This is a genomic window from Enterobacter sp. R-25 (assembly GCF_049913205.1).
Classification (GTDB): domain Bacteria; phylum Pseudomonadota; class Gammaproteobacteria; order Enterobacterales; family Enterobacteriaceae; genus Enterobacter; species Enterobacter ludwigii.
The window spans coordinates 3309695-3335149 of the sequence record NZ_CP183982.1 but is presented as its reverse complement, the minus strand read 5'-3'; the positions used below and the strand labels follow the sequence as shown (position 1 = coordinate 3335149).

The following is a 25455-nucleotide window of genomic DNA, read 5'->3' as shown; positions in this document are numbered from 1 at the left end:
CATTGAGTTATTTTTATTCAATAATTGTTACATACCGTAACAGGAGCGCGAAGTGTAGGGTCTGAGGTATGACATACAAATCAGACCAGTGGCGAGAGTATAGGTCTGACCAGCCAGAATGTTGCAAGTTTGTTTATTAATATTTTCAAACATGTTTCTTGAAACGAGATCTGGTTGGCAAAATTGTGACCATTGCGAATCGTCTGAAAGGGTGATTTTTGTTCTAGATCATTTTTTAGTGTGATATTGGTCACTTATCCGCTTTTGCGCCATTAACGGCTGGAGAGAGCCAGCCCCGGGGCGTAAAATAGCAGCATCGTGTTTATCTCGCGCCTTGCGCGAATACAGAGGAAATTGAGCTATGAGTAAATGCAGTGCTGATGAAACCCCGGTTTGCTGCTGTATGGATGTTGGTACCATCATGGACAACTCCGATTGCACCGCCTCTTACAGCCGTGTATTCAGCAACCGCGCCGAGGCGGAAGAAACCCTGGCCGCGCTGAGCAAACGTGCACGTGAAGTCGAATCCGATCCGTGCGAAATCAAATCCACCTTTACTGACGTGGACGGCGGTGTGAAGCTGGATATCGACTTTGTGTTCGCCTGCGAGGCGGAAACGCTGATTTTCCAGTTGGGTCTGCGCTAACCTCAACGGCGTAATGCCCTCATCCTGGCCCCTCTCTCACAGAAGAGGGTGCACACTAAAACGGTAACCTTCGGGTTACCGTTTTGCTTTTGTTTTCGCAGAGACATTTTCTTTTTCTTCTCTGTGCCTTAGCTCGCACTTTTTCGTTTCCCTGATTGGCTGAATGTAAAAAAATGGTTAAGACTGTTATCAGGTCAGACCACTTTATGTTTGAGTAAAAAATTTTACAGGGGAAGGTTATGAGTCAGGCGTTACCGCTTATTACCCGTCAGGGCGATCGCATTGCCATTGTCAGTGGATTACGTACGCCATTTGCACGTCAGGCGACAGCGTTTCATGGCATACCGGCTGTCGATCTGGGGAAAATGGTGGTGGGGGAGATGCTGGCTCGCAGCGAAATTCCGCCTGAGGTCATCGAGCAGCTGGTTTTTGGCCAGGTTGTGCAGATGCCTGAAGCACCCAATATTGCGCGCGAAATCGTCCTCGGTACGGGGATGAACGTCCACACTGATGCCTACAGCGTCAGCCGGGCATGTGCTACCAGCTTCCAGGCGGTGGCTAACGTGGCTGAAAGCCTGATGGCAGGTACCATTCGCGCTGGGATCGCCGGCGGGGCGGACTCCTCTTCGGTTCTGCCGATTGGGGTCAGTAAAAAGCTGGCCCGGATCCTGGTTGACGCCAACAAAGCCCGTACCGTCGCTCAGAAACTCAAACTTTTCTCACGCTTACGCCTGCGTGACCTTATGCCTGTACCGCCCGCAGTGGCGGAGTATTCCACCGGTCTGAGAATGGGCGATACCGCCGAGCAGATGGCAAAAACTTACGGGATCACCCGTGAGCAGCAGGATGCGCTGGCTCATCGCTCACATCAGCTGGCGGCGAAAGCCTGGTCGGAAGGCAAACTGGCTGATGAAGTCATGACGGCGTACATCCCGCCATACCGTGAACCGCTGTCAGAAGATAACAATATTCGCGGCAGTTCGACGATGGCGGATTACGCCAGGCTCCGTCCGGCATTTGACCGCAAACACGGTACCGTCACGGCTGCCAACAGTACTCCGCTGACGGACGGTGCCGCCGCAGTGATCCTGATGACGGAATCCCGTGCCAAAGAGCTGGGCATAAAACCGCTGGGCTACCTGCGCAGCTACGCCTTCACGGCGATAGATGTGTGGCAGGACATGTTGTTAGGGCCGGCGTGGTCCACACCGCTGGCGCTGGAACGCGCGGGACTTACCCTCGCGGATTTAACCCTCATTGATATGCACGAAGCATTTGCCGCACAAACCCTGGCAAACATACAACTGCTGGCGAGTGAACGTTTCGCGCGCGATGTTCTTGGCCGGGCGCATGCCACTGGCGAAGTGGATCAGAGCAAATTTAACGTCCTGGGTGGTTCCATCGCCTACGGTCATCCATTTGCGGCGACGGGGGCGAGGATGATCACCCAGACATTACATGAGTTACGCCGCCGGGGCGGTGGTTTTGGTCTCGTAACCGCCTGCGCAGCGGGTGGTCTGGGCGCGGCAATGGTTCTGGAGGCTGAATAATGGATATGCCATCTGCATTTAATCTGACGGTACGCCTCGATAACGTCGCCGTTATTACTATCGATGTTCCCAACGAAAAGATGAACACCCTGAAAGCCGAGTTCGGCGTTCAGGTGCGCGCGATGCTAAAGCAGATCCGCGAGAACAAAGCGATTCGCGGCCTGGTGTTTATCTCAGCGAAACCGGACAACTTTATTGCCGGAGCCGATATCAACATGATTGCCCGGGCGCAAAACGCACAGGAAGCCGAAGAGCTGGCGCGTCAGGGGCAACAGGTCATGGCGGAGATCCATGCGCTGTCTATCCCTGTTATCGCGGCGATCCACGGTGCCTGTCTGGGCGGTGGGCTGGAGCTGGCGTTGGCCTGTCACAGCCGCATTTGTACCGACGATACGAAAACCGTTCTGGGCCTGCCTGAAGTGCAGTTAGGCCTCCTGCCAGGCTCCGGCGGAACGCAGCGTCTGCCGCGTCTGGTTGGGGTCAGCACTGCGCTGGAAATGATATTAACCGGCAAACAACTGCGTGCCCGTCAGGCGCTGAAAGCCGGCCTGGTCGACGAGGTGGTTCCTCACGCCATTTTGCTTGAGGCGGCGGTTGAACTGGCGCTCAAAGGACGGCAGGCAAAACGTCCTCTGCCGGTGCGTGAGCGCGTGCTGGCCGGGCCACTGGGCCGCACACTCCTGTTCAGCATGGCGGGCAAGAAAACCGAACAAAAAACCAAAGGTAACTACCCGGCGGCGAAACGTATCCTTGAGGTTATTGAAGTGGGCTTATCTCAGGGCAGCAGCAGCGGCTATGCCGCAGAAGCAAAAGCCTTTGGCGAGCTGGCGATGACGCCGCAGTCTCAGGCGCTGCGTAACATCTTTTTTGCCAGTACAGAGGTAAAAAAAGACCCCGGCAGCGAGGCGCAACCTGCCCCGCTGCATGCCATTGGCGTACTGGGTGGCGGGCTGATGGGGGGCGGAATATCTTTTGTTACCGCCAGCAAAGGCAAATTGCCTGTACGTATCAAAGACATCAATGCGAAGGGAGTCAATCACGCGCTGCAGTACAGCTGGCAGAACCTTGATCAAAAGGTTAAACGCCGCCATATCAAGGCCAATGAGCGTGATAAAACCCTGGCACTGATCTCCGGCACGACAGACTACAGCGGTTTTGCCCATCGCGATCTGGTGATTGAAGCGGTGTTTGAAGACCTGGCGCTTAAGCAGCAGATGGTGGCTGACGTTGAGCAACATTGCGCACCCCATACCATTTTTGCGTCGAACACCTCGTCATTGCCCATTGGCGATATTGCGGCCAGGGCCCAGCGTCCGGAGCAGGTGATTGGCCTGCACTATTTCAGTCCGGTTGAAAAAATGCCGCTGGTGGAGGTTATCCCGCACGCCAGCACCAGCCCGCAAACCGTTGCTACCGTGGTTAAACTGGCCAAAATGCAGGGGAAAACACCGATAGTGGTGGCGGACAAAGCCGGCTTTTACGTTAACCGCATTCTGGCGCCTTATATAAATGAAGCGATGCGGCTGCTGACGGAAGGGGAGAAGATCGAACACGTCGACGAGGCGCTGGTGAAGTTTGGGTTCCCCGTTGGCCCAATCCAACTTTTGGATGAGGTGGGAATCGACACCGGCACTAAAATTATACCTGTGCTGGAAGATGCTTATGGAGATCGTTTTAGCCCGCCTGCAAACATTGTTTCTGCAATTTTGAAGGACGATCGCAAAGGCAGAAAAAATGAACGCGGTTTCTATCTTTACGGCGCGAAAGGGCGTAAAAGCAAGAAACAGGTCGACCCTTCGGTTTATGGGCTTATTCCGACAACCGGTCAGGGGAAACTGTCACCCGTTCAGTGTGCTGAACGGTGTGTGATGATGATGCTTAATGAAGCGGCACGCTGCTTTGGTGAGCAGGTGATTAAAAGCGCGCGCGATGGTGACATCGGTGCGGTATTTGGCATTGGTTTCCCGCCGTTCCTCGGCGGCCCGTTCCGTTACATGGACACTCTCGGTGCGGGTGAAGTAGTTGCAATCCTGCAACGTCTGGCCTCGCAATACGGTCCGCGGTTTACACCGTGTGACGAATTATTGCAGATGGCGGAACGGGGCCAGACATTTTGGCCTTCAAGGGAAACTGTCCTCGTAAGTTGAGGTCAAAAAAGGGTAAATCCTGAAGTGTATGAACCTGTTTTGGCGATTTTGTAAACAGAGATTGACTATACTTACGCCATTGAGGTAAAAAACAGCGTTTCATTCACCGAATGGATCAGGCACAATGCCCGACCATCGGGTTTTCTACCTCGGAGCGGTAATCGCGGGTAGTCAACGCCGGTGATTCTGGTTAACAAAAGCGGTGCAATATGCAAGTTTTTATCATGCGTCACGGCGACGCGGCACTCGATGCCGCCAGTGACTCAGTACGTCCTTTGACCGTCTGTGGCTGCGACGAATCTCGTCTGATGGCGACCTGGCTTAAAGGTCAAAAAGTGGACATCGAACGCGTTCTGGTGAGTCCGTTCCTGCGTGCAGAACAGACGCTGGAAGTGGTGGGGGAGTGTATGAACCTGCCAGCCAGTGTGGATGTTCTCCCGGAACTCACCCCGTGCGGTGATGTCGGCCTTGTCAGCGCTTATCTTCAGGCGCTGTGCAATGAAGGTGTCGCTTCCGCGCTGGTCATTTCCCACCTGCCACTGGTTGGCTATCTGGTATCTGAGCTGTGCCCGGGCGAGACGCCGCCGATGTTCACGACTTCCGCCATTGCCAACGTCGCTCTCGACGAAACGGGCAAAGGGGTCTTCAACTGGCAAATGAGTCCGTGCAATCTGAAGATGGCAAAAGCTATCTGATGTGACGTGCGATATGGCGGGGAGCAGAACATGCCTCCCGCCGTCCTGTCAGGGTAATTCTGGCGGCTGCCACTCTTCTACTTCAATCAACACCAGTAATGCGGCATCTCCGCCGTACTCTTTGGGTGCCTGATGAAACGCCATCACGTGGGGATGCTGAGCCAGCCATAGCGGTGTTTGCTGCTTCAGAATATGTTTGCCGTGGCCGTGCATCACGCAGGCGCAGAAAACATGTTCGCGACGACAGGCGGCAATTAACGCGCCCAGCTCCTGCTTCGCCTGCATCTGCGTCAAACCGTGCAGATCAAGAAACAGTTCGGGCGAGTAATCCCCCCGGCGTAATTTTTTCAGCTCAAAGTGGCTGACATCTTCCCGTACGTACTTCACCGCGCCCTGCGTATTGAGCAGGGGCTGAAATTCATCTGAAAAATAGTGGCTATTATCCGCCTGCTCCTGGAGCAATCGCTTGACCGGGACTTCCGTGATTTTTTTGCGCATCGGACGGTGGACAATGATGTCCTGCTTGATTTGACGCGTCCCGGTCATCAGCTGACGGAAGAGCGCCTGATCCTCCTCGCTAAGGGATGTTTTCTTTTTCATGGGTCATTCTCATCTCGTATTTCCGACAGTGTACCCGACTAAACGCATTTTTTAACCTCAAGCGCGACGCGTCATTGCTGATTTATCGCCGTCTTCATGGCAAACTAGCCGCCGAAAATTATGCGAGCATGCCCTGGAGGAAAGAGTGGATAAAATTTTTGTCGATGAAGCAGTAAACGAGCTGCATACCATACAGGACATGTTGCGCTGGTCGGTTAGCCGCTTCAGCGCCGCAAATATCTGGTACGGGCACGGTACCGATAATCCGTGGGATGAGGCCGTTCAACTGGTGCTGCCGTCCCTCTACCTGCCGCTCGATATTCCGGAAGACATGCGTACCGCACGCCTGACCTCCAGCGAAAAGCACCGTATCGTGGAGCGTGTTATCCGCCGCGTTAACGAGCGCATTCCGGTTGCCTATCTGACCAACAAAGCCTGGTTCTGTGGTCACGAGTTCTATGTTGATGAACGCGTTCTGGTGCCGCGCTCGCCGATTGGCGAACTGATCAACAACCACTTTGAAGGCCTGATTAACCATCAGCCAGAGCATATTCTTGATATGTGTACCGGCAGCGGCTGTATCGCGATTGCCTGTGCGTACGCCTTCCCGGAAGCGGAAGTGGATGCCGTGGATATCTCCACCGATGCGCTGGCTGTGACCGAGCACAATATTGAAGAGCACGGTCTGATCCATCACGTTACGCCAATCCGCTCCGATCTGTTCCGCGATCTGCCAACGCTGCAGTACGATCTGATCGTCACCAACCCGCCGTATGTTGATGCGGAAGACATGTCCGATCTGCCAAACGAATATCGCCACGAGCCGGAGCTGGGTCTGGCGTCAGGCTCTGATGGCCTGAAGCTTACCCGTCGCATTCTGGCCTGCGCGCCGGATTATCTGACCGACGACGGTGTTCTGATTTGTGAAGTGGGCAACAGCATGGTACATCTGATAGAGCAGTACCCGGATGTGCCGTTCACCTGGCTCGAGTTCGATAACGGCGGTGACGGCGTCTTTATGCTGACCAAAGCGCAGCTGCTTGACGCGCGCGAATACTTCAGCATTTACAAAGATTAATCCAGCGGGCTTCGGCCCGTTTCACAACGCTCAAACACAAATAACGACATCGGAGCCGTGATGGCAGGAAACAGTATTGGACAATTATTCCGGGTGACCACCTTTGGTGAATCGCACGGGCTGGCACTGGGCTGTATCGTTGACGGCGTACCGCCAGGCATCGAACTGACCGAAGCTGATTTACAGCACGACCTCGACCGTCGTCGTCCGGGGACTTCTCGCTACACCACGCAGCGTCGCGAGCCGGACCAGGTCAAAATTCTTTCCGGCATTTTCGAAGGCCGCACCACCGGCACCAGCATCGGGCTGCTGATTGAAAATACCGATCAGCGCTCGCAGGATTACGGCGCCATCAAAGATGTGTTCCGTCCTGGACACGCCGATTACACCTACGAACAAAAGTATGGCTTCCGTGATTATCGCGGCGGCGGACGTTCGTCTGCCCGCGAAACCGCGATGCGCGTTGCGGCAGGGGCTATCGCCAAAAAATACCTGCAGCAGAAATTTGGCATTGTGATCCGCGGCTGTCTGACCCAGATGGGCGATATTCCACTGGCTATCAAAGACTGGGATCTGGTCGAGCAAAATCCGTTCTTCTGTGCTGATGCAGATAAACTGGAAGCGCTGGACGAACTGATGCGTGGCCTGAAAAAAGAGGGCGACTCCATTGGTGCCAAAGTCACCGTCGTGGCTGATGGCGTACCGCCAGGCTGGGGTGAACCGGTATTTGACCGTCTGGATGCGGACATCGCTCACGCACTGATGAGCATCAACGCGGTGAAGGGCGTAGAAATTGGCGACGGTTTTGACGTCGTTGCGCTGCGGGGCAGCCAGAACCGCGACGAAATCACCAAAGACGGTTTCCAGAGCAACCACGCGGGCGGCATCCTCGGCGGTATCAGCAGCGGTCAGCAGATTATTGCCAATATTGCGCTGAAACCGACCTCCAGCATTACCGTGCCAGGCCACACGATTAACCGCTCTGGCGAAGAAGTTGAGATGATCACTAAAGGACGTCACGATCCCTGTGTGGGGATCCGTGCGGTGCCGATCGCAGAAGCGATGCTGGCGATTGTACTGATGGATCACTTCCTGCGCCAGCGCGCGCAGAATGCGGATGTGACGACCACCATTCCACGCTGGTAAACATGAAAAAAACCGTCATTGCTCTGCTGGCACTGCTTGCCAGTGGAGCCAGTCTGGCCGCGACGCCATGGCAGAAAATTACCCATCCTGTGGCGGGCAGCGCGCAGTCAATTGGCGCGTTCTCGAACGGCTGTATCGTTGGGGCACAGGAACTTCCGCTGCAGTCCGATACCTATCAGGTGATGCGTACCGACCAGCGTCGTTATTTTGGCCACCCGGATCTGGTGCTGTTTATCCAGCGTCTGGGAAACCAGGTGCATAACCTGGGGCTGGGCACGATGCTGATTGGCGATATGGGGATGCCTGCCGGCGGTCGGTTCAACGGCGGACACGCCAGTCACCAGACCGGTCTCGATGTCGATATCTTCCTGCAACTGCCGAAAGCGCGCTGGAGTTCAGCCCAGTTGCTGAAACCGCAGGCGCTGGATCTGGTGGCGCGCGACGGTAAAAACGTCGTGCCATCGTTGTGGACGCAGGACGTCTTCAGCATGATTAAGCTGGCGGCGAAAGATAACGATGTCACGCGGATTTTCGTGAACCCGGCCATCAAGCAGCAGCTCTGCCTGGATGCCGGCACCGATCGCGACTGGCTGCGTAAAGTGCGCCCGTGGTTCCAGCATCGTGCACATATGCACGTTCGTCTGCGCTGCCCGGCAAACAGCCTGGAATGTGAAGATCAGCCGTTACCCCCGCCAGGCGATGGCTGTGGTGCGGAACTGCAGAGCTGGTTTGAGCCGGCAAAACCTGGAACCTCTAAGCCTGAGAAGAAGACACCGCCTCCGTTGCCGCCTTCCTGCCAGGCGCTACTGGATGAGCATGTACTTTAATGGATAATTTCGTCGAACTGTTTATGGTGTCGCCGCTTCTGCTGGTGGTGCTTTTCTTTGTGGCGATGCTGGCCGGGTTTATTGATGCTCTGGCGGGCGGCGGTGGTTTGTTAACCGTACCGGCGCTGCTGGCCGCGGGCATGAGCCCGGCACAGGCGCTCGCCACTAACAAGCTTCAGGCGTGCGGCGGCTCGCTCTCCGCGTCGCTCTATTTTATTCGCCGTAAGGTCGTCAGTCTGGCTGACCAGAAGCTCAATATCCTGATGACCTTTATTGGTTCGACCTCGGGTGCACTGCTGGTTCAGCATGTACAGTCCGATATTCTGCGCCAGATCCTCCCCATTCTGGTTATCTGCATCGGTCTCTACTTTTTGTTGATGCCAAAGCTCGGGGAAGAAGACCGGCAGCGACGTCTGCATGGCCTGCCGTTCGCTCTTATCGCGGGTGGCTGCGTCGGGTTTTACGATGGCTTCTTTGGCCCCGGAGCAGGCTCGTTCTATGCCCTTGCGTTCGTGACGCTGGCCGGCTTTAATCTCGCTAAATCCACCGCCCACGCCAAAGTGCTCAATGCGACGTCAAACGTCGGCGGCCTGCTGCTGTTTATCATTGGTGGCAAAGTTATCTGGGCAACCGGATTTGTGATGATGGCAGGGCAGTTTTTAGGCGCACGTGCGGGCTCGCGTCTGGTATTAAGCAAAGGACAGAAGCTCATTCGCCCGATGATTGTTGTCGTCTCAGCGGTCATGAGTGCCAAACTGCTTTATGACAGCCATGGACAAGAGATCCTCACGTGGCTGGGAATGAATTAATGAACACAACCCATAAATACGAACAGCTGATTGAGATTTTTGATGGCTGTTTTGCTGATGATTTTAATACCCGTCTGATTAAAGGCGACGACGAACCGATCTATCTTCCTGCTGATGCGGACGTGCCGTATAACCGTATCGTGTTCGCGCATGGCTTTTACGCCAGCGGGTTACACGAGATTTCTCACTGGTGTATAGCGGGGAAAGCGCGTCGTGAGCAGGTGGACTTCGGCTACTGGTATTGTCCGGACGGCCGTGACGCCACCACGCAGAGCCAGTTTGAAGATGTGGAGGTGAAACCGCAGGCGCTGGAATGGTTATTCTGTGTGGCGGCAGGTTTCCCGTTCAACGTCAGCTGTGACAACCTCGAAGGAGAGGTCGAGCCAGACCGTATTGTCTTCCAGCGCCGCGTTCATGCGCAGGTGATGGAGTATCTTGAGAAAGGCATCCCGGAACGTCCGGCACGTCTGATCGAGGCCTTACAGAATTATTACCACACGCCGGAGATCACGGCGGAATGCTTCCCTTGGCCGGAAGATCTTTAACAGAGGAAAGAAGATGATCGCAGAATTTGAATCACGCATTCTGGCGTTAATTGATGACATGGTGGAACACGCCAGTGATGATGAGCTGTTCGCCAGCGGTTATCTGCGTGGTCACCTGACGCTGGCTGTCGCTGAGCTGGAAGCAGGGGACGATCACTCTGCCGAGGCCATTCATGATGAAGTGAGCCGCAGCCTGGAGAAAGCGATCCAGGCAGGGGAACTCTCTCCGCGTGACCAGTCATTAGTGCTGGGTATGTGGGACACCCTGTTCCAGCAGGCAAAAGCCAGGTAGTCATTTTCCTCCCTCTCCCGGTGGGAGAGGGAGGACATCGGCCCGCACGTTACTTCACCCTTTTTCCTTTCAGTAACTTCCGTACCCACAAACGGTTGGGATTGAGCCCCGCAAGCGTAACGCTGTCCAGCGGAACGGGCTCATCACTCATCTGTGCCGCCAGCACTTCGGCCAGCAACGGCGCTGAGCACAATCCCCGTGAACCGAGTCCCCCGAGCATAAACAGCTGCGGATAAACTGGCGCACTCACCGCGGTATCACGGTTTTCAGCAAGATCCTGATAGGCCTCAAGCGTTGCTTCATAGTCAGGCACATTTCCCGCCATCGGCAGATGGTCCCGGGTGGCGCAGCGTACGCCACAGCGCGCGTCACCGGCGCTGATATCAACCTCTTTTGCCCAGTCGGCCTGCGGGAAGCAGTTGAGCAGGCGCTGGCGATTTTGCTGCTGATCGTCTTCGCTGTAGCGCATGTCGGTCTCACCGCGATGGTAGCTGGCACCAATGCAGTGGTGGCCGTTGGACGGATTTTGTGGCGTCAGATAGCCGTCGTAGCAGAGTACCTGCTGCAGTTTTTCCAGCGCTGGCGAGGTGGGGATATGGCTGACCTGGCCGCCGACAGGGTAAAGCGGCAGCTTTTCCGTCTGGTTGAACTGGCTGATAGGGTGACCGTTGGCCAGCACTACGCAGGTATGCTGCGCCTCTTCGCCGGTGGTGAAATGCAGGTTCCAGTGCTCCGTGTGGTGAAGTGAGGCGACCTGGCGGGAATAGTGCACCGTCAACCCGCGCGACTGCGCCAGCGCAATGGCTGCCGTCGTCAGATCTGCCGGACACAGCCAGCCACCGAGCGGATAGTGGATACCGTCGCAGCCCGTATCGACGCCCGCGGTTTCGGTTATCTGCTGCGCATTCACCGCCCGGGCAATTTCGAGCGGCAGACCCAGCGACAACATGTGCGCGATTTTTTGCTGGCTCTTCTCATCCCAGCCCAGTTGCGTAACGCCACACCAGTCGTGGTCAAACGCCACAGGCAGGGCATCATACAGGCGCCGGGCAAAGGTAAAGGCTACCGGGAAAAACTGGCTCAGCGCCGGATCGTGAGCGCTTAACAGTGGGTAGAGCGCCCCCTGGCGGTTGCCGGAAGCGCCCTTTGCCGGCGCGTCGTCGGCGCAGTAGAGCGTTACCTGCCAGCCACGGTGTAAAAGCGCGAGCGAAAGCAGGGCGCTGGCAATCCCGCCGCCGACAATTGCTACCTCTCGTGATGTGCTGGCGCTGCGTGAAAACCAGGGCGTCTGAGCGGGGATCTCCAGCGTCTGATCCATTCTTCCGACCAGCATGTCGCGCTTGCGACCAAAACCTTTGGTCTTTTGCATGGTAAAGCCGGCCACCTGCAATCCGCGGCGGACAAAGCCTGCCGAGGTGAAGGTCGCGAGCGTTGCGCCAGGACGCGCCAGGCGTGCCATTGCGTTAAACAGATGCTGGCTCCACATGTCCGGATTCTTGGCGGGGGCAAAACCATCGAGGAACCATGCGTCCACTTTCTGGTTCATCGAATCATCAAGCTTATCGGTCAGATCATTGATGTCGCCGAGCCACAGATCCAGCGTGACGCGCCCGCCGTCCAGCAGCAGACGATGGCAACCGCCGAGGTGCGGCGGCCACTGCGCCTGAAGCTGCTCCGCCCATGGCGCAAGTTCCGGCCAGTGTTGATGGGCGAGACGAAGGTCATGCGCGGTGAGCGGAAATTTTTCAAAACTGATGAAATGTAATCTTTGCAGTGTAGCGTCAGGGTGAGCAGCGTGAAACTGATCGAACATCTGCCAGAGGGTGAGAAAATTCAGACCGGTACCAAACCCGCTCTCAGCGACCACGAACAGACTGCGCGGATGCGTGGGGAAACGGGCGTTTAACTGATTTCCGTCGAGGAAAACATAGCGGGTTTCTTCCAGTCCGTTATCATTAGAAAAGTAGACGTCATCAAAATCTCGGGAAACAGGTGTACCCTCAGCGTTGAATTCGAGGTTGGCGGGTTGTATAGCGTTTTGTTTCACGTAAGTTACTCGTCTGACAGGCAGTGACACGATCTTAACGATGTGCGTCCATCGGTGCAAATTTCCGCAGAAAATGTCTGATCGGACTTGTTCGGCGTACAAGTGTACGCTATTGTGCGACTCGAAACTTAATATAGTGCGACTTACAGAGGTATTGAATGAAACGTGCAGTGATTACTGGCCTGGGCATCGTTTCCAGCATCGGTAATAACCAGCAGGAAGTCCTGGCATCTCTGCGTGAAGGACGCTCCGGGATCACTTTCTCTGAAGAGTTTAAAGATTCAGGTATGCGTAGCCACGTATGGGGTAACGTCAAACTGGACACCACCGGTTTGATTGACCGTAAAGTGGTTCGTTTCATGAACGATGCCTCAATTTATGCTTATCTCTCCATGCAGGAAGCGATTGCGGATGCGGGTCTGAGCGCGGAAGTTTACCAGAACAACCCACGCGTAGGTCTGATCGCCGGTTCCGGTGGCTCATCTAAAGCGCAGGTCTTTGGTGCCGACGCAATGCGTAGCCCACGTGGTCTGAAAGCGGTAGGTCCTTATGTTGTGACTAAAGCCATGGGTTCAGCGGTTTCCGCTTGCCTGGCGACCCCGTTCAAAATCCACGGCGTTAACTACTCCATCAGCTCTGCCTGTGCGACCTCCGCACACTGCATCGGTAATGCGGTTGAGCAGATCCAGCTGGGTAAACAGGACATCGTGTTTGCTGGCGGCGGCGAAGAACTGGGTTGGGAAATGGCCTGTGAATTCGACGCAATGGGGGCACTGTCCACCAAATATAACGAAACTCCAGATAAAGCATCCCGTACCTATGATGCGCACCGTGACGGTTTCGTTATCGCAGGCGGCGGCGGTATGGTTGTGGTTGAAGAGCTGGAGCACGCGCTGGCGCGTGGTGCGCACATCTACGCTGAGATCGTGGGCTACGGTGCAACGTCTGACGGCGCTGACATGGTGGCTCCATCCGGTGAAGGCGCAGTGCGCTGCATGAAGATGGCGATGCACGGCGTTGACACACCAATCGACTACCTGAACTCCCACGGTACCTCTACTCCGGTAGGCGACGTGAAAGAGCTGGGTGCGATCCGTGAAGTGTTCGGCGACAACAGCCCGGCTATCTCCGCGACCAAAGCCATGACCGGTCACTCTCTGGGTGCTGCTGGCGTTCAGGAAGCGATCTACTCTCTGCTGATGCTGGAAAATGGCTTTATCGCCCCAAGCATCAACATTGACGAGATGGACGAGCAGGCCGCAGGTCTGAACATCGTGACCCAGCCAAAAGAAGCGACACTGACTACCGTCATGTCCAACAGCTTCGGTTTCGGCGGTACTAACGCCACGCTGGTGATGCGTAAGTACAACGCATAAGTTCTGACTGATTCAAAAGGGGAGCCTGACGGCTCCTTTTTTTATGCATTGACAAGCGGCTGATCTCGCAGGCAAACTTCCTACCTCAACATTATCCTCACGATAATGCGTAAGCGTTCAACGTCAACCAACGCACCTAAATCCTGGTTATCAGGAAGAGGGGGCGTGGTTTTTCCCCGCCTTACTCTTCATTTCGGAGTAAAGCATGACTGCAGTCACTCAAACAGAAACAACCTCTTCAGCGAACGTCTCGCTGTTTCGCATCGCGTTTGCGGTGTTCCTGACCTATATGACCGTCGGCCTGCCGCTGCCGGTGATCCCGCTGTTTGTTCATCAGGAGCTGGGCTATGGCAACACCATGGTCGGCGTCGCCGTGGGTATTCAGTTCCTGGCTACGGTATTAACCCGCGGTTACGCCGGACGTCTGGCGGATCAGCACGGGGCAAAACGCTCGGCGTTACAGGGCATGTTTGCCTGTGGTCTGGCGGGAGGTGCATGGCTGCTGGCCGCTCTCCTGCCGGTTGATGCTGCGTATAAATTTGCGCTGCTGATCGTGGGGCGTTTAATCCTGGGCTTTGGTGAAAGCCAGCTCCTGACCGGTACGCTGACATGGGGTATGGGACTGGTGGGGCCTGCACGCTCCGGCAAAGTCATGTCCTGGAATGGTATGGCCATTTATGGCGCGCTTGCCGCAGGCGCCCCGCTCGGGTTGCTTATCCACAGCCACTTTGGCTTTGCCGCGCTGGCAGCGACTACCCTGATGCTGCCTCTGCTGGCATGGGCATTCAACGGTCCGGTACGTAAAGTCCCTGCCCATAAAGGGGAGCGCCCGTCTTTGTGGAGCGTGGTGGGCCAAATCTGGCAGCCGGGCCTTGGCCTGGCCCTGCAGGGCGTCGGTTTTGCGGTAATCGGTACGTTCGTCTCGCTCTACTTTATGAGCCGCGGCTGGGCGATGGCAGGTTTTACGCTGACCGCCTTTGGTGGCGCATTTGTCTTAATGCGCGTGCTGTTCGGCTGGATGCCGGATCGTTTTGGTGGCGTGAAGGTTGCAGTGGCATCACTGGTGATTGAAACCCTGGGTTTGCTATTACTGTGGAGTGCACCCGTTGCGTCCGTAGCGTTGTTAGGCGCGGCGTTGACCGGCTGCGGATGTTCGCTTATTTTCCCGGCGCTGGGTGTGGAGGTGGTAAAACGTGTCGCCCCGCAGGTGCGTGGCACGGCGCTTGGCGGCTATGCGGCGTTTCAGGATATCTCATACGGGGTAACCGGGCCGCTGGCAGGTCTGTTAGCGACGTCGTTCGGGTATCCGTCTGTTTTCCTGGCGGGCGCGGTTGCAGCGGTTGTGGGCATTGTGGTGACGCTGGTGGCTTTTCGGCAGTCTTAGCTAGTTAAGTGCCGGGGCGACATGCCTTCCCCGGTGTGCTGTCGGCCCGGCAGGCGTAGCGCCACCGGGCGAAACCGTTATGCGACCAGCCAGAAAATCGCCAGTGCAATCATTAACGCAATAAACATCAACCCTGGACGGGCAGAGAGGGTTCTGAACGTTTCCACCACCGGCGCAAACAGCGGATTGTAGATTGGCTGAATGTTTCGTGCTTCCGGCACGCCCCCTTCGCGTTCGGCGCGGCGAACGAAAATCTGATTGAGCACATCCTGCACCTGCGCGGTGGTCAGTACCGTTTGCGGTGTGGCCTGCCAGGTTTGCTGGGCGTAATCACGAATGGCGTCAAATTCGTTCGGCTCCAGCGGCTGCTTAAGTGCCGCCTGAACCGTGTGCAGGGTTGGAGCGGTCTGGGTGCTGAGCGTCTGACGCGCCTGTAGCCAGGTCACCAGATGCGTAAACTGTTTCGCCGGGATCAGCTCGCCCGCTTTTACGCCGGAGAGTTCCAGCATTGATTGCCAGATAAGCTTCGTTGGTTCGCCGGTGGCGGCGGCCAGCTTGGTCACCATCTGCTTGAGCGTGTTGTGCTCGGCAGGCAGCAGCGGACGCTCGGTCGCAGGGCGTTGCTGAGGCTGTGGAATTGACAGCTGATTGGTTTGCAGCAGCGTCAGTACGGTTTTGAGCTGTTCCGGGGTCAGCTGGCTCAGGGCGGTCTGACCAAACTGCTGGCGAATAAAATCACTCACCGCCTGGCGGTTATTTCCCTGGCCCAACAGCTCGGTCAGCTGCGAGACAATCTGGCGTATGCTGTGATTCTGCTGTGCAGTATCAATCCGCTGGTTCAGGTTTTGCTCGGCAGCAGGGAAATGGCGCGACTGCAAAGGTGCGTCGTTCCTGACACCTAAATCGTGCTTTACCCCAGCCCAGACTTCCGCGTTTTGCTGCGACGTCAGCGCGATCAGACGCGTGATCAGTCGCTCCAGCACGGTGCGCTGTTGTGTGGATAGCGGTTGTTCGCCTGCAACGTTTGGCGTGACAGGGCCTTCACCCGGAGGGCGCGGCGGCGTACCTGAAATGGGCTGCATCGTCAAAAATCCTTAAAGTCAAAACTCAGCGTAAACCTGGCAGACGTATATGCCTGGCGGCCAGATTATGGCACACTTGACGGGTTTTCTTCCTCTCAAACAGGTACTCAGACGTGAAAATCCTCGTTGATGAAAATATGCCTTATGCCCGCGAGCTCTTTAGCCGCCTCGGCAACGTTAAGGCTGTCCCGGGTCGGCCGATCCCGGTAAACGAGCTGGATGATGCAGACGCGCTGATGGTGCGCTCGGTAACCAAAGTAAATGAGGCGTTGCTCTCCGGCAAAGCGGTGAAATTTGTCGGGACCGCAACGGCAGGGACGGATCATGTGGATGATAAATGGCTTAAGCAGGCGGGGATCGGTTTTTCAGCCGCGCCGGGCTGCAACGCCATTGCGGTCGTGGAATATGTCTTCTCCTCCCTGCTGATGCTGGCAGAGCGCGACGGTTTTGCGTTGCAGGACCGTACCGTCGGGATTGTTGGTGTGGGCAACGTGGGCGGGCGCCTGCATAAACGTCTTGAGGCGTTAGGCATTCGCACCCTGCTGTGCGATCCGCCGCGTAAAGACAACGGTGATGAAGGCGACTTCCGTTCGCTGGATGAACTGGTTGCACAGTGCGATGTGATCACTTTCCATACGCCACTGTTTAAAGAGGGGCCTTATAAGTCGCTGCACCTTGCTGACGAAGCCCTGATCCGTCGTCTGAAGCCTGGCACTATTCTGATAAATGCCTGCCGGGGCCCGGTGGTCGATAACCTTGCGTTGCTGAAATGTCTGGACGAGGGGCAAGCGCTTAGCGTGGTGCTGGACGTCTGGGAGCCGGAGCCTGAGCTTAACGTTGCGCTGCTTAACAAGGTGGACGTCGCAACGGCGCATATTGCCGGTTATACCCTTGAAGGAAAAGCCCGCGGCACGACGCAGGTCTTTGAGGCCTATAGCGCCTTTATCGGCCATCCACAGCAGGTGGCGCTGGATACCTTACTGCCTGCGCCTGAATTTGGCCGCATTACCCTGCACGGACCACTCGATCAGGCAACGCTGAAACGACTGGTCCATTTGGTGTATGATGTGCGCCGCGATGACGCGCTGCTGCGTAAAGTGGCGGGTATTCCGGGTGAGTTTGATAAGCTGCGCAAGAACTATGTTGAGCGCCGCGAGTGGTCTTCCCTGTATGTGATCTGCGACGACGCAACGGCTGCGACGCAGCTGCATAAACTGGGTTTTAACGCCGTTCATCACCCGGCACATTAATGTCTTCTTAATGCTCCCTGTTGGATACTCCGACAGGGACGCTTTTTTATTTCTGGAGTAAACCACCATGTCTGAAGGCTGGAACATTGCCATTTTAGGTGCCACGGGTGCCGTGGGTGAAGCCCTGCTCGAAACCCTTGCTGAGCGTCAGTTCCCGGTGGGTGATATCTATGCGCTGGCGCGTACAGATAGCGCGGGTGAACATCTGCGTTTTGGCGGTAAATCTGTCATGGTTCAGGATGCGGCCGGGTTCGACTGGACTCAGGCGCAGCTGGCGTTTTTTGCAGCCGGTGCTGAGGCTACGGCGTCTTACATTGAAGAGGCCACCAACTCGGGTTGTCTGGTGATTGATTTAAGCGGTCTGTTCGCGCTTGAGCCGGATGTGCCGCTGGTGGTGCCGGATGTGAACCCGTTTGTGCTGGCAGACTACCGTAACCGCAACGTTATCGCCGTACCGAACAGCCTGACCAGTCAGCTGCTTACCGCGCTGAAACCGCTGATCGATGAAGGCGGCCTGTCGCGTATCTTCGTCACCAGCCTGCTGTCTGCGTCTGCCAACGGCAAGCAAGCGGTTAACGCGCTGGCCGGGCAGAGCGCGAAATTGCTGAGCGGCGTTCCGATTGATGAAGACGACTATTTTGGTCGCCAGCTGGCGTTTAACATGCTGCCACTGCTGCCGGATCGCGAAGGCAGCGTGCGCGAAGATCGCCGTATTGTCGATGAAGTCCGCAAAATCCTGCAGGATGACGGCCTGATGATCTCTGCCAGCTGCGTGCAGTCTCCTGTCTTCTACGGCCACGCGCAGATGGTCGGTTTTGAAGCGCTGCGCCCGCTCGCCGCAGAAGAAGCGCGTGACGCGTTTGGTCGCGGTGAGGATATCGCCCTCTCCGAAGAGAGTGAGTTCCCGACGCAGGTTGGTGATGCGACCGGTAGTGCACATCTGTCTATTGGCTGCGTGCGTAACGATTACGGAATGCCTGAGCAGATCCAGTTCTGGTCAGTTGCCGATAACGTTCGCTTTGGCGGCGCGCTGATGGCGGTGAAAATTGCGGAGAAACTCGTGCAGGAGTACCTGTACTGATGTCAGAAGTGGATCACAAGCCCGTTCATAAAATTGCCCTCGGTATTGAGTACGATGGCAGTAAGTATTATGGCTGGCAGCGTCAAAATGAGGTGCGCAGCGTCCAGGAAAAACTGGAAAAAGCGCTCTCTCAGGTGGCGAACGAACCGATAAGCGTTTTCTGTGCCGGGCGTACGGATGCCGGCGTTCACGGCACGGGGCAGGTGGTTCATTTTGAAACCACCGCTGTGCGAAAGGACGCTGCATGGACGCTGGGGGTGAATGCGAATTTACCTGGAGACATTGCGGTTCGTTGGGTTAAAGATGTTCCCGATGATTTTCATGCGCGTTTCAGCGCCACCGCGCGCCGTTACCGCTATGTCATCTACAATCAGCGTCTGCGTCCGGCGGTGTTAAGCCAGGGCGTGACGCATTTTTATGAACCGCTTGATGCTGAACGTATGCATCGTGCGGCGCAGTGTCTGATTGGTGAAAATGACTTTACCTCGTTCCGTGCGGTGCAGTGCCAGTCCCGTACGCCGTGGCGTAATGTCATGCACATAAACGTCAGCCGTTATGGCGCGTATGTGGTGGTGGATATCAAAGCCAATGCCTTTGTACATCATATGGTGCGGAATATTGTGGGCAGCCTGATGGAAGTGGGTGCCGGACACCAGCCGGAGAGCTGGATTGCAGAACTGCTGGCAGCGAAGGACAGAACGCTTGCGGCAGCCACGGCGAAAGCGGAAGGGCTGTATCTGGTCTCGGTAGACTATCCGGATCGGTTTGACCTGCCGAAACCGCCAATGGGCCCGCTGTTTTTAGCGGACTAATCAAAGGTGCAATTAAGGCTTAGACAAAATGGACGTAATACGTTTTTTGATTGATTTCATCCTGCATATTGATGTTCACCTGGCGGAGCTGGTCGCGCAGTACGGCGTCTGGGTTTACGCTATTCTGTTCCTCATTCTGTTCTGTGAAACCGGTCTGGTTGTCACCCCGTTCCTGCCGGGGGATTCACTGCTGTTCGTGGCCGGCGCGTTATCCGCGTTACCGACTAACGATTTGAATGTGCATCTGATGGTTGTGTTGATGGTTATCGCCGCGATTATTGGTGATGCGGTGAACTACACGATTGGGCGGGTGTTTGGTGAGCGGCTTTTCAGCAATCCGGACTCGAAAATTTTCCGTCGCAGCTATCTCGATAAAACCCATGCGTTCTATGAACGCCATGGCGGCAAAACCATTATCCTTGCCCGTTTTGTGCCTATTGTGCGTACATTTGCACCGTTTGTGGCGGGAATGGGGCATATGTCCTATCGTCACTTTGCGGCATATAACGTTGTTGGCGCGCTGCTGTGGGTGCTGCTGTTTACCTATGCCGGCTACCTGTTTGGCGATCTCCCGGTGGTCCAGGAAAACCTTAAGTTACTGATTGTAGCGATTATTGTGCTTTCGGTACTGCCTGGGGTTATTGAGATTATTCGTCACCGACGTGCGGCAGCAAAGCAAGCGAAGTAAATGCATACTGGCGGTTCGACCACTTTTTTATCCAAAGTTTCGGGCTGTTATGTTTTAATGTGCAACATTCATGGTCTGTTGGAGGCAAAAATGGCATTATTCGCCTCTTATAGCAAAACTGGCATACGACCAGGTTCAGGCAGAAAGGTTATCAATGAGCTGGATTGAACGAATTAAAAGCAACATAACCCCGACTCGTAAAGCGAGCATTCCTGAAGGGGTATGGACGAAGTGTGATAGCTGCGGCCAGGTTCTGTACCGCGCAGAGCTGGAACGCAATCTTGAGGTGTGTCCGAAATGTGACCACCACATGCGTATGACGGCGCGTAATCGCCTGCATAGCCTGCTGGACGAAGGTTCTCTGGTAGAACTGGGTAGCGAGCTTGAGCCAAAAGACGTGCTGAAGTTCCGTGATTCCAAAAAATACAAAGACCGTCTGGCCTCTGCACAGAAAGAGACCGGCGAGAAAGACGCGCTGATCGTCATGAAAGGCACCCTGCACACGATGCCGGTGGTGGCTGCCGCGTTTGAGTTTTCCTTTATGGGTGGCTCAATGGGCTCTGTCGTGGGTGCGCGCTTCGTGCGTGCCGTTGAGCAGGCGCTGGAAGACAACTGCCCGCTGATCTGCTTCTCCGCCTCCGGTGGTGCACGTATGCAGGAAGCGCTGATGTCGCTGATGCAGATGGCGAAAACCTCTGCTGCGCTGGCGAAAATGCAGGAGCGCGGTTTGCCGTACATCTCCGTGCTGACCGACCCGACGATGGGTGGCGTTTCCGCAAGCTTTGCCATGCTGGGCGATCTGAACATCGCTGAGCCGAAAGCGCTGATCGGTTTTGCGGGTCCACGCGTTATCGAACAGACCGTACGTGAAAAACTGCCGCCGGGCTTCCAGCGCAGTGAGTTCCTCATCGAGAAAGGCGCTATCGACATGATCGTCCGCCGTCCGGAGATGCGCCTGAAACTGGCAAGCATCCTGGCGAAGCTGATGAATCTGCCAGCGCCGAACCCGGATGAGCCGCGCGAAGGCGTGGTGGTGCCGGATCAGGAACCCGAGGCCTGATAACTGAAAAGGGCAGGGCCGTATGGCGCTGCCCTTTTGCTTTCTCAACTGTTAATGACCGGGCATCATGGAAAATAAAAGCATTCCCCAAGCCACGTCGCCCCTGGCCGCGTGGCTTTCTTATCTGGAAAACCTGCACAGTAAAACCATCGATATGGGGCTTGAGCGCGTAAGCCAGGTTGCCGCGCGTCTCGACGTACTGAAACCAGCGCCGTTTGTGTTCACCGTTGCCGGAACGAACGGAAAAGGCACGACGTGCCGCACGCTGGAATCTGTCCTGATGGCAGCAGGCTATAAGGTTGGTGTTTACAGCTCTCCACACCTCGTGCGGTATACCGAGCGGGTGCGTGTGCAAAACCGCGAGCTGCCGGAATCAGCACATACTGCCTCTTTCGCGGAAATTGAAGCCGCGCGCGGTGAAATTTCATTAACCTATTTTGAATACGGCACCCTGTCGGCACTGTGGTTGTTTAAGCAGGCGCAGCTGGACGTGGTGATTCTGGAAGTCGGCCTCGGCGGGCGTCTTGATGCCACCAACATGGTGGATGCGGATGTGGCCGTCGTGACCAGCATTGCGCTGGATCATACCGACTGGCTGGGGCCGGATCGCGAAAGCATTGGTCGCGAGAAAGCCGGGATTTTCCGGGCGAATAAACCTGGCGTGGTCGGCGAGCCGGATATGCCGCACACCATTGCAGAGGTGGCGAATGAGACGGGTGCGCGTCTGCTGCGCCGTGGCGTAGACTGGCAGTATGAGGTTCAGGCAGACGGCTGGCGCTTTAGCGATGCGCAGGGCGCACTGGACAACCTGCCATTGCCGCAGGTGCCGCAGCCTAACGCGGCAACCGCGCTGGCGGCACTGCGCGCAAGCGGTCTGGCGGTGAGCGAGCAGGCGATTCGCGAGGGCATTGAGCGGGCGATCCTGCCCGGGCGTTTCCAGATTGTCAGCGAGTCACCGCGCCTGATCCTCGATGTGGCGCACAACCCGCATGCCGCGGCGTATCTCGCGGGACGTCTCAAATCGTTACCAAAAACCGGGCGCGTGCTGGCGGTTATCGGTATGCTTCATGATAAAGATATTGGCGGTACGCTGGCCTGCATGGAGAGTGTGGTCGATAGCTGGTATTGTGCTCCTCTGGAGGGGCCACGCGGGGCGACCGCTGAGCAGTTGATGGAACATCTCGGCAAAGGCGCAATCTATAATAGCGTGGCTCAGGCCTGGCATGCCGCGATGGCGGATGCTAAACCAGAAGATACCGTGCTGGTGTGTGGTTCGTTCCACACGGTGGCACATGTCATGGAAGTGATGGACGCGGGGAGAACCGGTGGCGAGTAAGTTTCAGAACCGTTTAGCAGGAACAATAGTGCTGGTGGCGCTGGGAGTCATTATTCTCCCGGGCCTGCTCGACGGGCAGAAAAAGCACTATCAGGATGAGTTTGCAGCCATTCCTCTGGTACCGAAACCGGGCGATCGCGACGAGCCGGATATGCTGCCTGCGGCGACACAGGCCCTTCCTGCTCAGCCGCCGGAAGGCGCAGCGGAAGAGGTTCGCGCGGGCGATGCGGCTGCGCCGTCTCTTGATCCGTCTCGTCTGGCGGCGAGCAACACCAACGATATCGATCCTGTACCGGTTCCGGTCGTGCAGCCTAAACCGGCTGAGAAACCGAAGCCGGTCGAAAAAACGCAGCCGAAACCGCAGCGTGATAAAACGAGCGAACAGCTTGCCGCAGCGACTGAGACACCGCCTCCGGCGAAACCGGCTCAGCAGGAAGCCGCACCGACGGGCAAAGCCTACGTCGTGCAGCTGGGTGCGCTGAAAAATGCCGATAAGGTCAATGAGGTGGTGGGTAAACTGCGCAGTGCGGGATATCGTGTTTACACTTCACCTTCCACGCCGGTACAGGGTAAAATTACCCGTATTCTCGTGGGGCCAGAAGCGTCCAAAGATAAGCTTAAAGGATCGCTGGGTGAGCTGAAGCAGATCTCCGGCCTGAGCGGTGTGGTGATGAGCTACAGCGCGAACTAACCCCTCCCTCACCCTTATCCTTTCTGCGAGGAGAGGGTGGGGGGAAGAGTGACGGCAGACGTCCACAGAGACGTAAAAAGCCACGGCGTTGAACATTTTTTCAGCGCCTTTTTTATTTACGCGCGGGAAGGAAATCCCTACGCAAACGTTTTCTTTTTCTGTTAGAATTCGCCCCGAACTGGATGACAGGGCGTTAAATCGTGGGACACATATGGTCTGGATTGATTACGCCATCATTGCGGTGATTGGTTTTTCCTGTCTGGTTAGCCTGATCCGTGGCTTTGTTCGTGAAGCGTTATCGCTGGTAACCTGGGGTTGTGCTTTCTTTGTTGCCAGTCATTACTACACTTACCTGTCTGTCTGGTTCACGGGCTTTGAAGATGAACTGGTCCGAAATGGAATCGCTATCGCGGTGCTGTTTATCGCGACGCTGATTGTCGGCGCTATCGTAAATTACGTGATAGGTCAGCTGGTCGAGAAAACCGGTCTGTCAGGAACAGACAGGGTACTCGGGATCTGTTTCGGCGCATTACGAGGCGTGCTGATTGTGGCCGCGATCCTGTTCTTCCTGGATACCTTTACCGGGTTCTCCAAAAGTGAAGACTGGCAAAAATCGCAGCTCATTCCAGAGTTCAGTTTCATCATCAGATGGTTCTTTGACTATCTGCAAAGCTCGTCGAGTTTCTTGCCCAGAGCGTAATGCGCTCTGAGATGTGGCTTAACGAGGAAAAGACGAATGTGCGGTATTGTCGGTATCGCCGGTTTCATGCCGGTAAACCAGTCGATTTATGACGCGTTAACGGTGCTTCAGCACCGTGGGCAGGATGCTGCGGGTATCATCACCATTGATGCAAACAACTGCTTCCGTTTACGTAAGGCGAATGGTCTGGTAAATGATGTGTTTGAAGCCCGCCATATGCAGCGTCTGCAAGGTAATATGGGGATCGGTCACGTTCGTTATCCTACTGCTGGCAGTTCCAGCGCCTCTGAGGCTCAGCCTTTCTACGTCAACTCACCGTATGGCATCACGCTTGCCCACAATGGCAACCTGACCAACGCGCACGAGCTGCGTAAGAAGTTGTTCGAAGAGAAACGTCGCCACATTAACACCACCTCTGATTCTGAAATTCTGCTCAATATCTTTGCCAGCGAGCTGGATAACTTCCGTCACTACCCGCTGGAAGCAGACAACATTTTTGCCGCCGTTGCCGCGACTAACCGCCAGATCCGTGGTGCGTATGCCTGCGTGGCGATGATTATCGGCCACGGGATGGTTGCCTTCCGCGATCCAAACGGCATCCGCCCGCTGGTACTCGGTAAGCGCGATCTCGGTGATGGTCGTACCGAATACATGGTTGCCTCTGAAAGCGTGGCGCTGGATACCCTGGGCTTCGAGTTCCTGCGTGATGTTGCGCCTGGCGAAGCGGTCTATATCACTGAGAAGGGCCAGCTGTTCACCCGCCAGTGTGCTGACAACCCGGTGAGCAATCCGTGCCTGTTTGAATATGTTTACTTCGCCCGTCCGGATTCGTTTATCGACAAGATTTCCGTTTACAGCGCGCGCGTGAACATGGGGACAAAACTTGGCGAGAAGATTGCCCGCGAATGGGACGATCTGGATATCGACGTCGTTATTCCTATTCCGGAAACGTCCTGCGATATCGCTCTGGAAATCGCCCGCATTCTGGACAAGCCATACCGTCAGGGGTTTGTGAAAAACCGCTACGTTGGTCGTACCTTTATCATGCCGGGTCAGCAGCTGCGCCGTAAGTCCGTGCGTCGTAAACTGAACGCAAACCGCGCTGAGTTCCGCGACAAAAACGTCCTGCTGGTGGATGACTCCATCGTTCGCGGCACCACCTCAGAACAGATTATTGAGATGGCGCGCGAAGCGGGTGCGAAGAAAGTGTATCTGGCCTCAGCCGCACCGGAAATTCGTTTCCCGAACGTGTACGGCATCGATATGCCAACCGCCAATGAGCTGATCGCTCACGGTCGTGAAGTGGACGAAATTCGTCAGATCATCGGTGCCGACGGCCTGATTTTCCAGGATCTGAACGATCTTATCGACGCAGTACGCGCTGAGAATCCGGATATTCAGCAGTTCGAATGCTCCGTGTTTAATGGCGTCTACGTGACGAAAGACGTTGACCAGCAGTACCTCGACTACCTTGATTCGCTGCGCAACGACGATGCGAAAGCCGTCCAGCTGCAAAACGATCTCGAAAGTTTAGAGATGCACAACGAAGGTTGATGTCTGTGCAAGTGAGGGCATTTGCCCTCACTTGCAACTCCCCGCAAAATCCTGCACAG

General features: G+C 55.9%; 24 protein-coding genes. 21 read left to right on the top strand and 3 right to left on the bottom strand.

Annotation, left to right across the window (positions count from 1 at the left end; translation table 11 throughout):
- Positions 1 to 361 precede the first annotated feature (361 nt).
- From ACN9MQ_RS15885 to sixA, 4 genes are all read left to right on the top strand, one after another.
- Positions 362 to 646, top strand: coding sequence for a YfcZ/YiiS family protein (locus ACN9MQ_RS15885; protein ID WP_014171053.1), 285 nt, complete (start codon positions 362 to 364; stop codon positions 644 to 646).
- 239 nt (positions 647 to 885) lie between these two features.
- Entirely contained in the window at positions 886 to 2196 is a 1311-nt protein-coding gene (fadI, locus tag ACN9MQ_RS15880) for an acetyl-CoA C-acyltransferase FadI (RefSeq protein ID WP_426021354.1), read from the top strand.
- Positions 2196 to 4343 (top strand): fatty acid oxidation complex subunit alpha FadJ, encoded by a 2148-nt coding sequence (fadJ, locus tag ACN9MQ_RS15875; RefSeq protein WP_426021355.1) that lies wholly within the window; start codon positions 2196 to 2198, stop codon positions 4341 to 4343. The genes fadI and fadJ overlap by 1 nt, the downstream gene beginning before the upstream one ends.
- Before the next feature lie 209 nt (positions 4344 to 4552).
- Complete coding sequence (gene sixA, locus ACN9MQ_RS15870; protein WP_014171048.1) at positions 4553 to 5038, top strand: phosphohistidine phosphatase SixA; 486 nt, start codon at positions 4553 to 4555, stop codon at positions 5036 to 5038.
- Between the two features lie 48 nt (positions 5039 to 5086).
- On the opposite strand, the gene smrB is transcribed toward sixA, so the two are convergent.
- The gene (gene smrB / locus ACN9MQ_RS15865; protein WP_014171047.1) at positions 5087 to 5638 is read right to left on the bottom strand and encodes an endonuclease SmrB; all 552 of its coding nucleotides are present in this window, start codon (positions 5636 to 5638) and stop codon (positions 5087 to 5089) included.
- Positions 5639 to 5783: 145 nt separating this feature from the next.
- Between smrB and prmB the strand changes: the two genes are divergently transcribed.
- From prmB to ACN9MQ_RS15835, 6 genes are read left to right on the top strand one after another with little or no spacing between them, the layout of a single operon-like run.
- Positions 5784 to 6716: a 50S ribosomal protein L3 N(5)-glutamine methyltransferase gene (gene prmB / locus ACN9MQ_RS15860; RefSeq protein ID WP_014171046.1), complete on the top strand. Its 933-nt coding sequence runs from the start codon at positions 5784 to 5786 to the stop codon at positions 6714 to 6716.
- 60 nt (positions 6717 to 6776) lie between these two features.
- The gene (gene aroC, locus ACN9MQ_RS15855) at positions 6777 to 7862 is read left to right on the top strand and encodes a chorismate synthase (protein ID WP_138014058.1); all 1086 of its coding nucleotides are present in this window, start codon (positions 6777 to 6779) and stop codon (positions 7860 to 7862) included.
- A gap of 2 nt (positions 7863 to 7864) precedes the next feature.
- Entirely contained in the window at positions 7865 to 8689 is an 825-nt protein-coding gene (gene mepA / locus ACN9MQ_RS15850) for a penicillin-insensitive murein endopeptidase (RefSeq protein WP_014171044.1), read from the top strand.
- A complete protein-coding gene (locus tag ACN9MQ_RS15845; protein ID WP_014171043.1) occupies positions 8689 to 9498 on the top strand; it encodes a sulfite exporter TauE/SafE family protein in 810 nt (269 codons plus the stop codon). Before mepA ends, ACN9MQ_RS15845 begins: the two co-directional genes overlap by 1 nt.
- Positions 9498 to 10043, top strand: a complete 546-nt coding sequence (locus tag ACN9MQ_RS15840; RefSeq protein WP_151711854.1) for an elongation factor P hydroxylase — start codon at positions 9498 to 9500, stop codon at positions 10041 to 10043. The genes ACN9MQ_RS15845 and ACN9MQ_RS15840 overlap by 1 nt, the downstream gene beginning before the upstream one ends.
- 13 nt (positions 10044 to 10056) lie before the next feature.
- Positions 10057 to 10335 carry a YfcL family protein gene (locus ACN9MQ_RS15835; RefSeq protein WP_020883115.1) on the top strand — a complete coding sequence of 93 codons (279 nt, stop codon included), beginning with the start codon at positions 10057 to 10059 and terminating at the stop codon, positions 10333 to 10335.
- Positions 10336 to 10384: 49 nt separating this feature from the next.
- Here ACN9MQ_RS15835 and mnmC read toward each other — a convergent pair whose 3' ends face one another.
- Positions 10385 to 12382, bottom strand: coding sequence for a bifunctional tRNA (5-methylaminomethyl-2-thiouridine)(34)-methyltransferase MnmD/FAD-dependent 5-carboxymethylaminomethyl-2-thiouridine(34) oxidoreductase MnmC (gene mnmC, locus ACN9MQ_RS15830; protein ID WP_426021356.1), 1998 nt, complete (start codon positions 12380 to 12382; stop codon positions 10385 to 10387).
- 158 nt (positions 12383 to 12540) lie between these two features.
- Here mnmC and fabB point away from each other — a divergent pair, with 158 nt between their 5' ends.
- Both fabB and ACN9MQ_RS15820 read left to right on the top strand, forming a co-directional pair.
- Positions 12541 to 13758, top strand: a complete 1218-nt coding sequence (fabB, locus tag ACN9MQ_RS15825; RefSeq protein ID WP_014171039.1) for a beta-ketoacyl-ACP synthase I — start codon at positions 12541 to 12543, stop codon at positions 13756 to 13758.
- A 205-nt stretch (positions 13759 to 13963) separates the two neighbouring features.
- Positions 13964 to 15142, top strand: coding sequence for an MFS transporter (locus ACN9MQ_RS15820; RefSeq protein ID WP_078774643.1), 1179 nt, complete (start codon positions 13964 to 13966; stop codon positions 15140 to 15142).
- Between the two features lie 77 nt (positions 15143 to 15219).
- Here the strand turns inward: ACN9MQ_RS15820 and flk are convergent, their stop codons facing one another.
- Positions 15220 to 16224, bottom strand: a complete 1005-nt coding sequence (flk, locus tag ACN9MQ_RS15815) for a flagella biosynthesis regulator Flk (protein ID WP_426021357.1) — start codon at positions 16222 to 16224, stop codon at positions 15220 to 15222.
- A gap of 113 nt (positions 16225 to 16337) precedes the next feature.
- On the opposite strand from flk, the gene pdxB reads away from it, so the two are divergent.
- The 9 genes from pdxB to purF all read left to right on the top strand — a co-directional run bounded on the left by pdxB (position 16338) and on the right by purF (position 25396).
- Positions 16338 to 17474: a 4-phosphoerythronate dehydrogenase PdxB gene (gene pdxB, locus ACN9MQ_RS15810; RefSeq protein ID WP_025203570.1), complete on the top strand. Its 1137-nt coding sequence runs from the start codon at positions 16338 to 16340 to the stop codon at positions 17472 to 17474.
- 67 nt (positions 17475 to 17541) lie between these two features.
- Complete coding sequence (locus ACN9MQ_RS15805) at positions 17542 to 18555, top strand: aspartate-semialdehyde dehydrogenase (protein WP_426021358.1); 1014 nt, start codon at positions 17542 to 17544, stop codon at positions 18553 to 18555.
- On the top strand, positions 18555 to 19367 hold the full coding sequence (gene truA / locus ACN9MQ_RS15800; RefSeq protein WP_025203571.1) for a tRNA pseudouridine(38-40) synthase TruA: 813 nt from the start codon (positions 18555 to 18557) through the stop codon (positions 19365 to 19367). The genes ACN9MQ_RS15805 and truA overlap by 1 nt, the downstream gene beginning before the upstream one ends.
- 28 nt (positions 19368 to 19395) lie before the next feature.
- Positions 19396 to 20055 carry a DedA family protein gene (locus ACN9MQ_RS15795; protein WP_020883122.1) on the top strand — a complete coding sequence of 220 codons (660 nt, stop codon included), beginning with the start codon at positions 19396 to 19398 and terminating at the stop codon, positions 20053 to 20055.
- A 154-nt stretch (positions 20056 to 20209) separates the two neighbouring features.
- Positions 20210 to 21115, top strand: coding sequence for an acetyl-CoA carboxylase, carboxyltransferase subunit beta (gene accD, locus ACN9MQ_RS15790; protein WP_020883123.1), 906 nt, complete (start codon positions 20210 to 20212; stop codon positions 21113 to 21115).
- Positions 21116 to 21182: 67 nt separating this feature from the next.
- The gene (gene folC, locus ACN9MQ_RS15785) at positions 21183 to 22451 is read left to right on the top strand and encodes a bifunctional tetrahydrofolate synthase/dihydrofolate synthase (protein WP_040018046.1); all 1269 of its coding nucleotides are present in this window, start codon (positions 21183 to 21185) and stop codon (positions 22449 to 22451) included.
- Positions 22441 to 23142, top strand: coding sequence for a cell division protein DedD (gene dedD / locus ACN9MQ_RS15780; protein ID WP_014171030.1), 702 nt, complete (start codon positions 22441 to 22443; stop codon positions 23140 to 23142). The genes folC and dedD overlap by 11 nt, the downstream gene beginning before the upstream one ends.
- Positions 23143 to 23353: 211 nt before the next feature.
- The gene (gene cvpA / locus ACN9MQ_RS15775; protein ID WP_000262116.1) at positions 23354 to 23842 is read left to right on the top strand and encodes a colicin V production protein; all 489 of its coding nucleotides are present in this window, start codon (positions 23354 to 23356) and stop codon (positions 23840 to 23842) included.
- A 36-nt stretch (positions 23843 to 23878) separates the two neighbouring features.
- On the top strand, positions 23879 to 25396 hold the full coding sequence (gene purF / locus ACN9MQ_RS15770; RefSeq protein WP_014171028.1) for an amidophosphoribosyltransferase: 1518 nt from the start codon (positions 23879 to 23881) through the stop codon (positions 25394 to 25396).
- The last annotated feature ends 59 nt before the right edge of the window (positions 25397 to 25455 follow it).

What these genes read in the sequence shown, in the direction of transcription:
- folC (WP_040018046.1), top strand. Translation starts at nt 21,183, where the DNA reads ATGGAAAATAAAAGCATTCCCCAAGCCACGTCGCCCCTGGCCGCGTGG.
- ACN9MQ_RS15885 (WP_014171053.1), top strand. Translation starts at nt 362, where the DNA reads ATGAGTAAATGCAGTGCTGATGAAACCCCGGTTTGCTGCTGTATGGAT.
- truA (WP_025203571.1), top strand. Translation starts at nt 18,555, where the DNA reads ATGTCAGAAGTGGATCACAAGCCCGTTCATAAAATTGCCCTCGGTATT.
- ACN9MQ_RS15795 (WP_020883122.1), top strand. Translation starts at nt 19,396, where the DNA reads ATGGACGTAATACGTTTTTTGATTGATTTCATCCTGCATATTGATGTT.
- ACN9MQ_RS15845 (WP_014171043.1), top strand. Translation starts at nt 8,689, where the DNA reads ATGGATAATTTCGTCGAACTGTTTATGGTGTCGCCGCTTCTGCTGGTG.
- sixA (WP_014171048.1), top strand. Translation starts at nt 4,553, where the DNA reads ATGCAAGTTTTTATCATGCGTCACGGCGACGCGGCACTCGATGCCGCC.
- mepA (WP_014171044.1), top strand. Translation starts at nt 7,865, where the DNA reads ATGAAAAAAACCGTCATTGCTCTGCTGGCACTGCTTGCCAGTGGAGCC.
- purF (WP_014171028.1), top strand. Translation starts at nt 23,879, where the DNA reads ATGTGCGGTATTGTCGGTATCGCCGGTTTCATGCCGGTAAACCAGTCG.
- smrB (WP_014171047.1), bottom strand. Translation starts at nt 5,638, where the DNA reads ATGAAAAAGAAAACATCCCTTAGCGAGGAGGATCAGGCGCTCTTCCGT.
- cvpA (WP_000262116.1), top strand. Translation starts at nt 23,354, where the DNA reads ATGGTCTGGATTGATTACGCCATCATTGCGGTGATTGGTTTTTCCTGT.
- aroC (WP_138014058.1), top strand. Translation starts at nt 6,777, where the DNA reads ATGGCAGGAAACAGTATTGGACAATTATTCCGGGTGACCACCTTTGGT.
- ACN9MQ_RS15840 (WP_151711854.1), top strand. Translation starts at nt 9,498, where the DNA reads ATGAACACAACCCATAAATACGAACAGCTGATTGAGATTTTTGATGGC.
- ACN9MQ_RS15805 (WP_426021358.1), top strand. Translation starts at nt 17,542, where the DNA reads ATGTCTGAAGGCTGGAACATTGCCATTTTAGGTGCCACGGGTGCCGTG.
- flk (WP_426021357.1), bottom strand. Translation starts at nt 16,224, where the DNA reads ATGCAGCCCATTTCAGGTACGCCGCCGCGCCCTCCGGGTGAAGGCCCT.
- fabB (WP_014171039.1), top strand. Translation starts at nt 12,541, where the DNA reads ATGAAACGTGCAGTGATTACTGGCCTGGGCATCGTTTCCAGCATCGGT.
- ACN9MQ_RS15820 (WP_078774643.1), top strand. Translation starts at nt 13,964, where the DNA reads ATGACTGCAGTCACTCAAACAGAAACAACCTCTTCAGCGAACGTCTCG.
- fadJ (WP_426021355.1), top strand. Translation starts at nt 2,196, where the DNA reads ATGGATATGCCATCTGCATTTAATCTGACGGTACGCCTCGATAACGTC.
- ACN9MQ_RS15835 (WP_020883115.1), top strand. Translation starts at nt 10,057, where the DNA reads ATGATCGCAGAATTTGAATCACGCATTCTGGCGTTAATTGATGACATG.
- accD (WP_020883123.1), top strand. Translation starts at nt 20,210, where the DNA reads ATGAGCTGGATTGAACGAATTAAAAGCAACATAACCCCGACTCGTAAA.
- fadI (WP_426021354.1), top strand. Translation starts at nt 886, where the DNA reads ATGAGTCAGGCGTTACCGCTTATTACCCGTCAGGGCGATCGCATTGCC.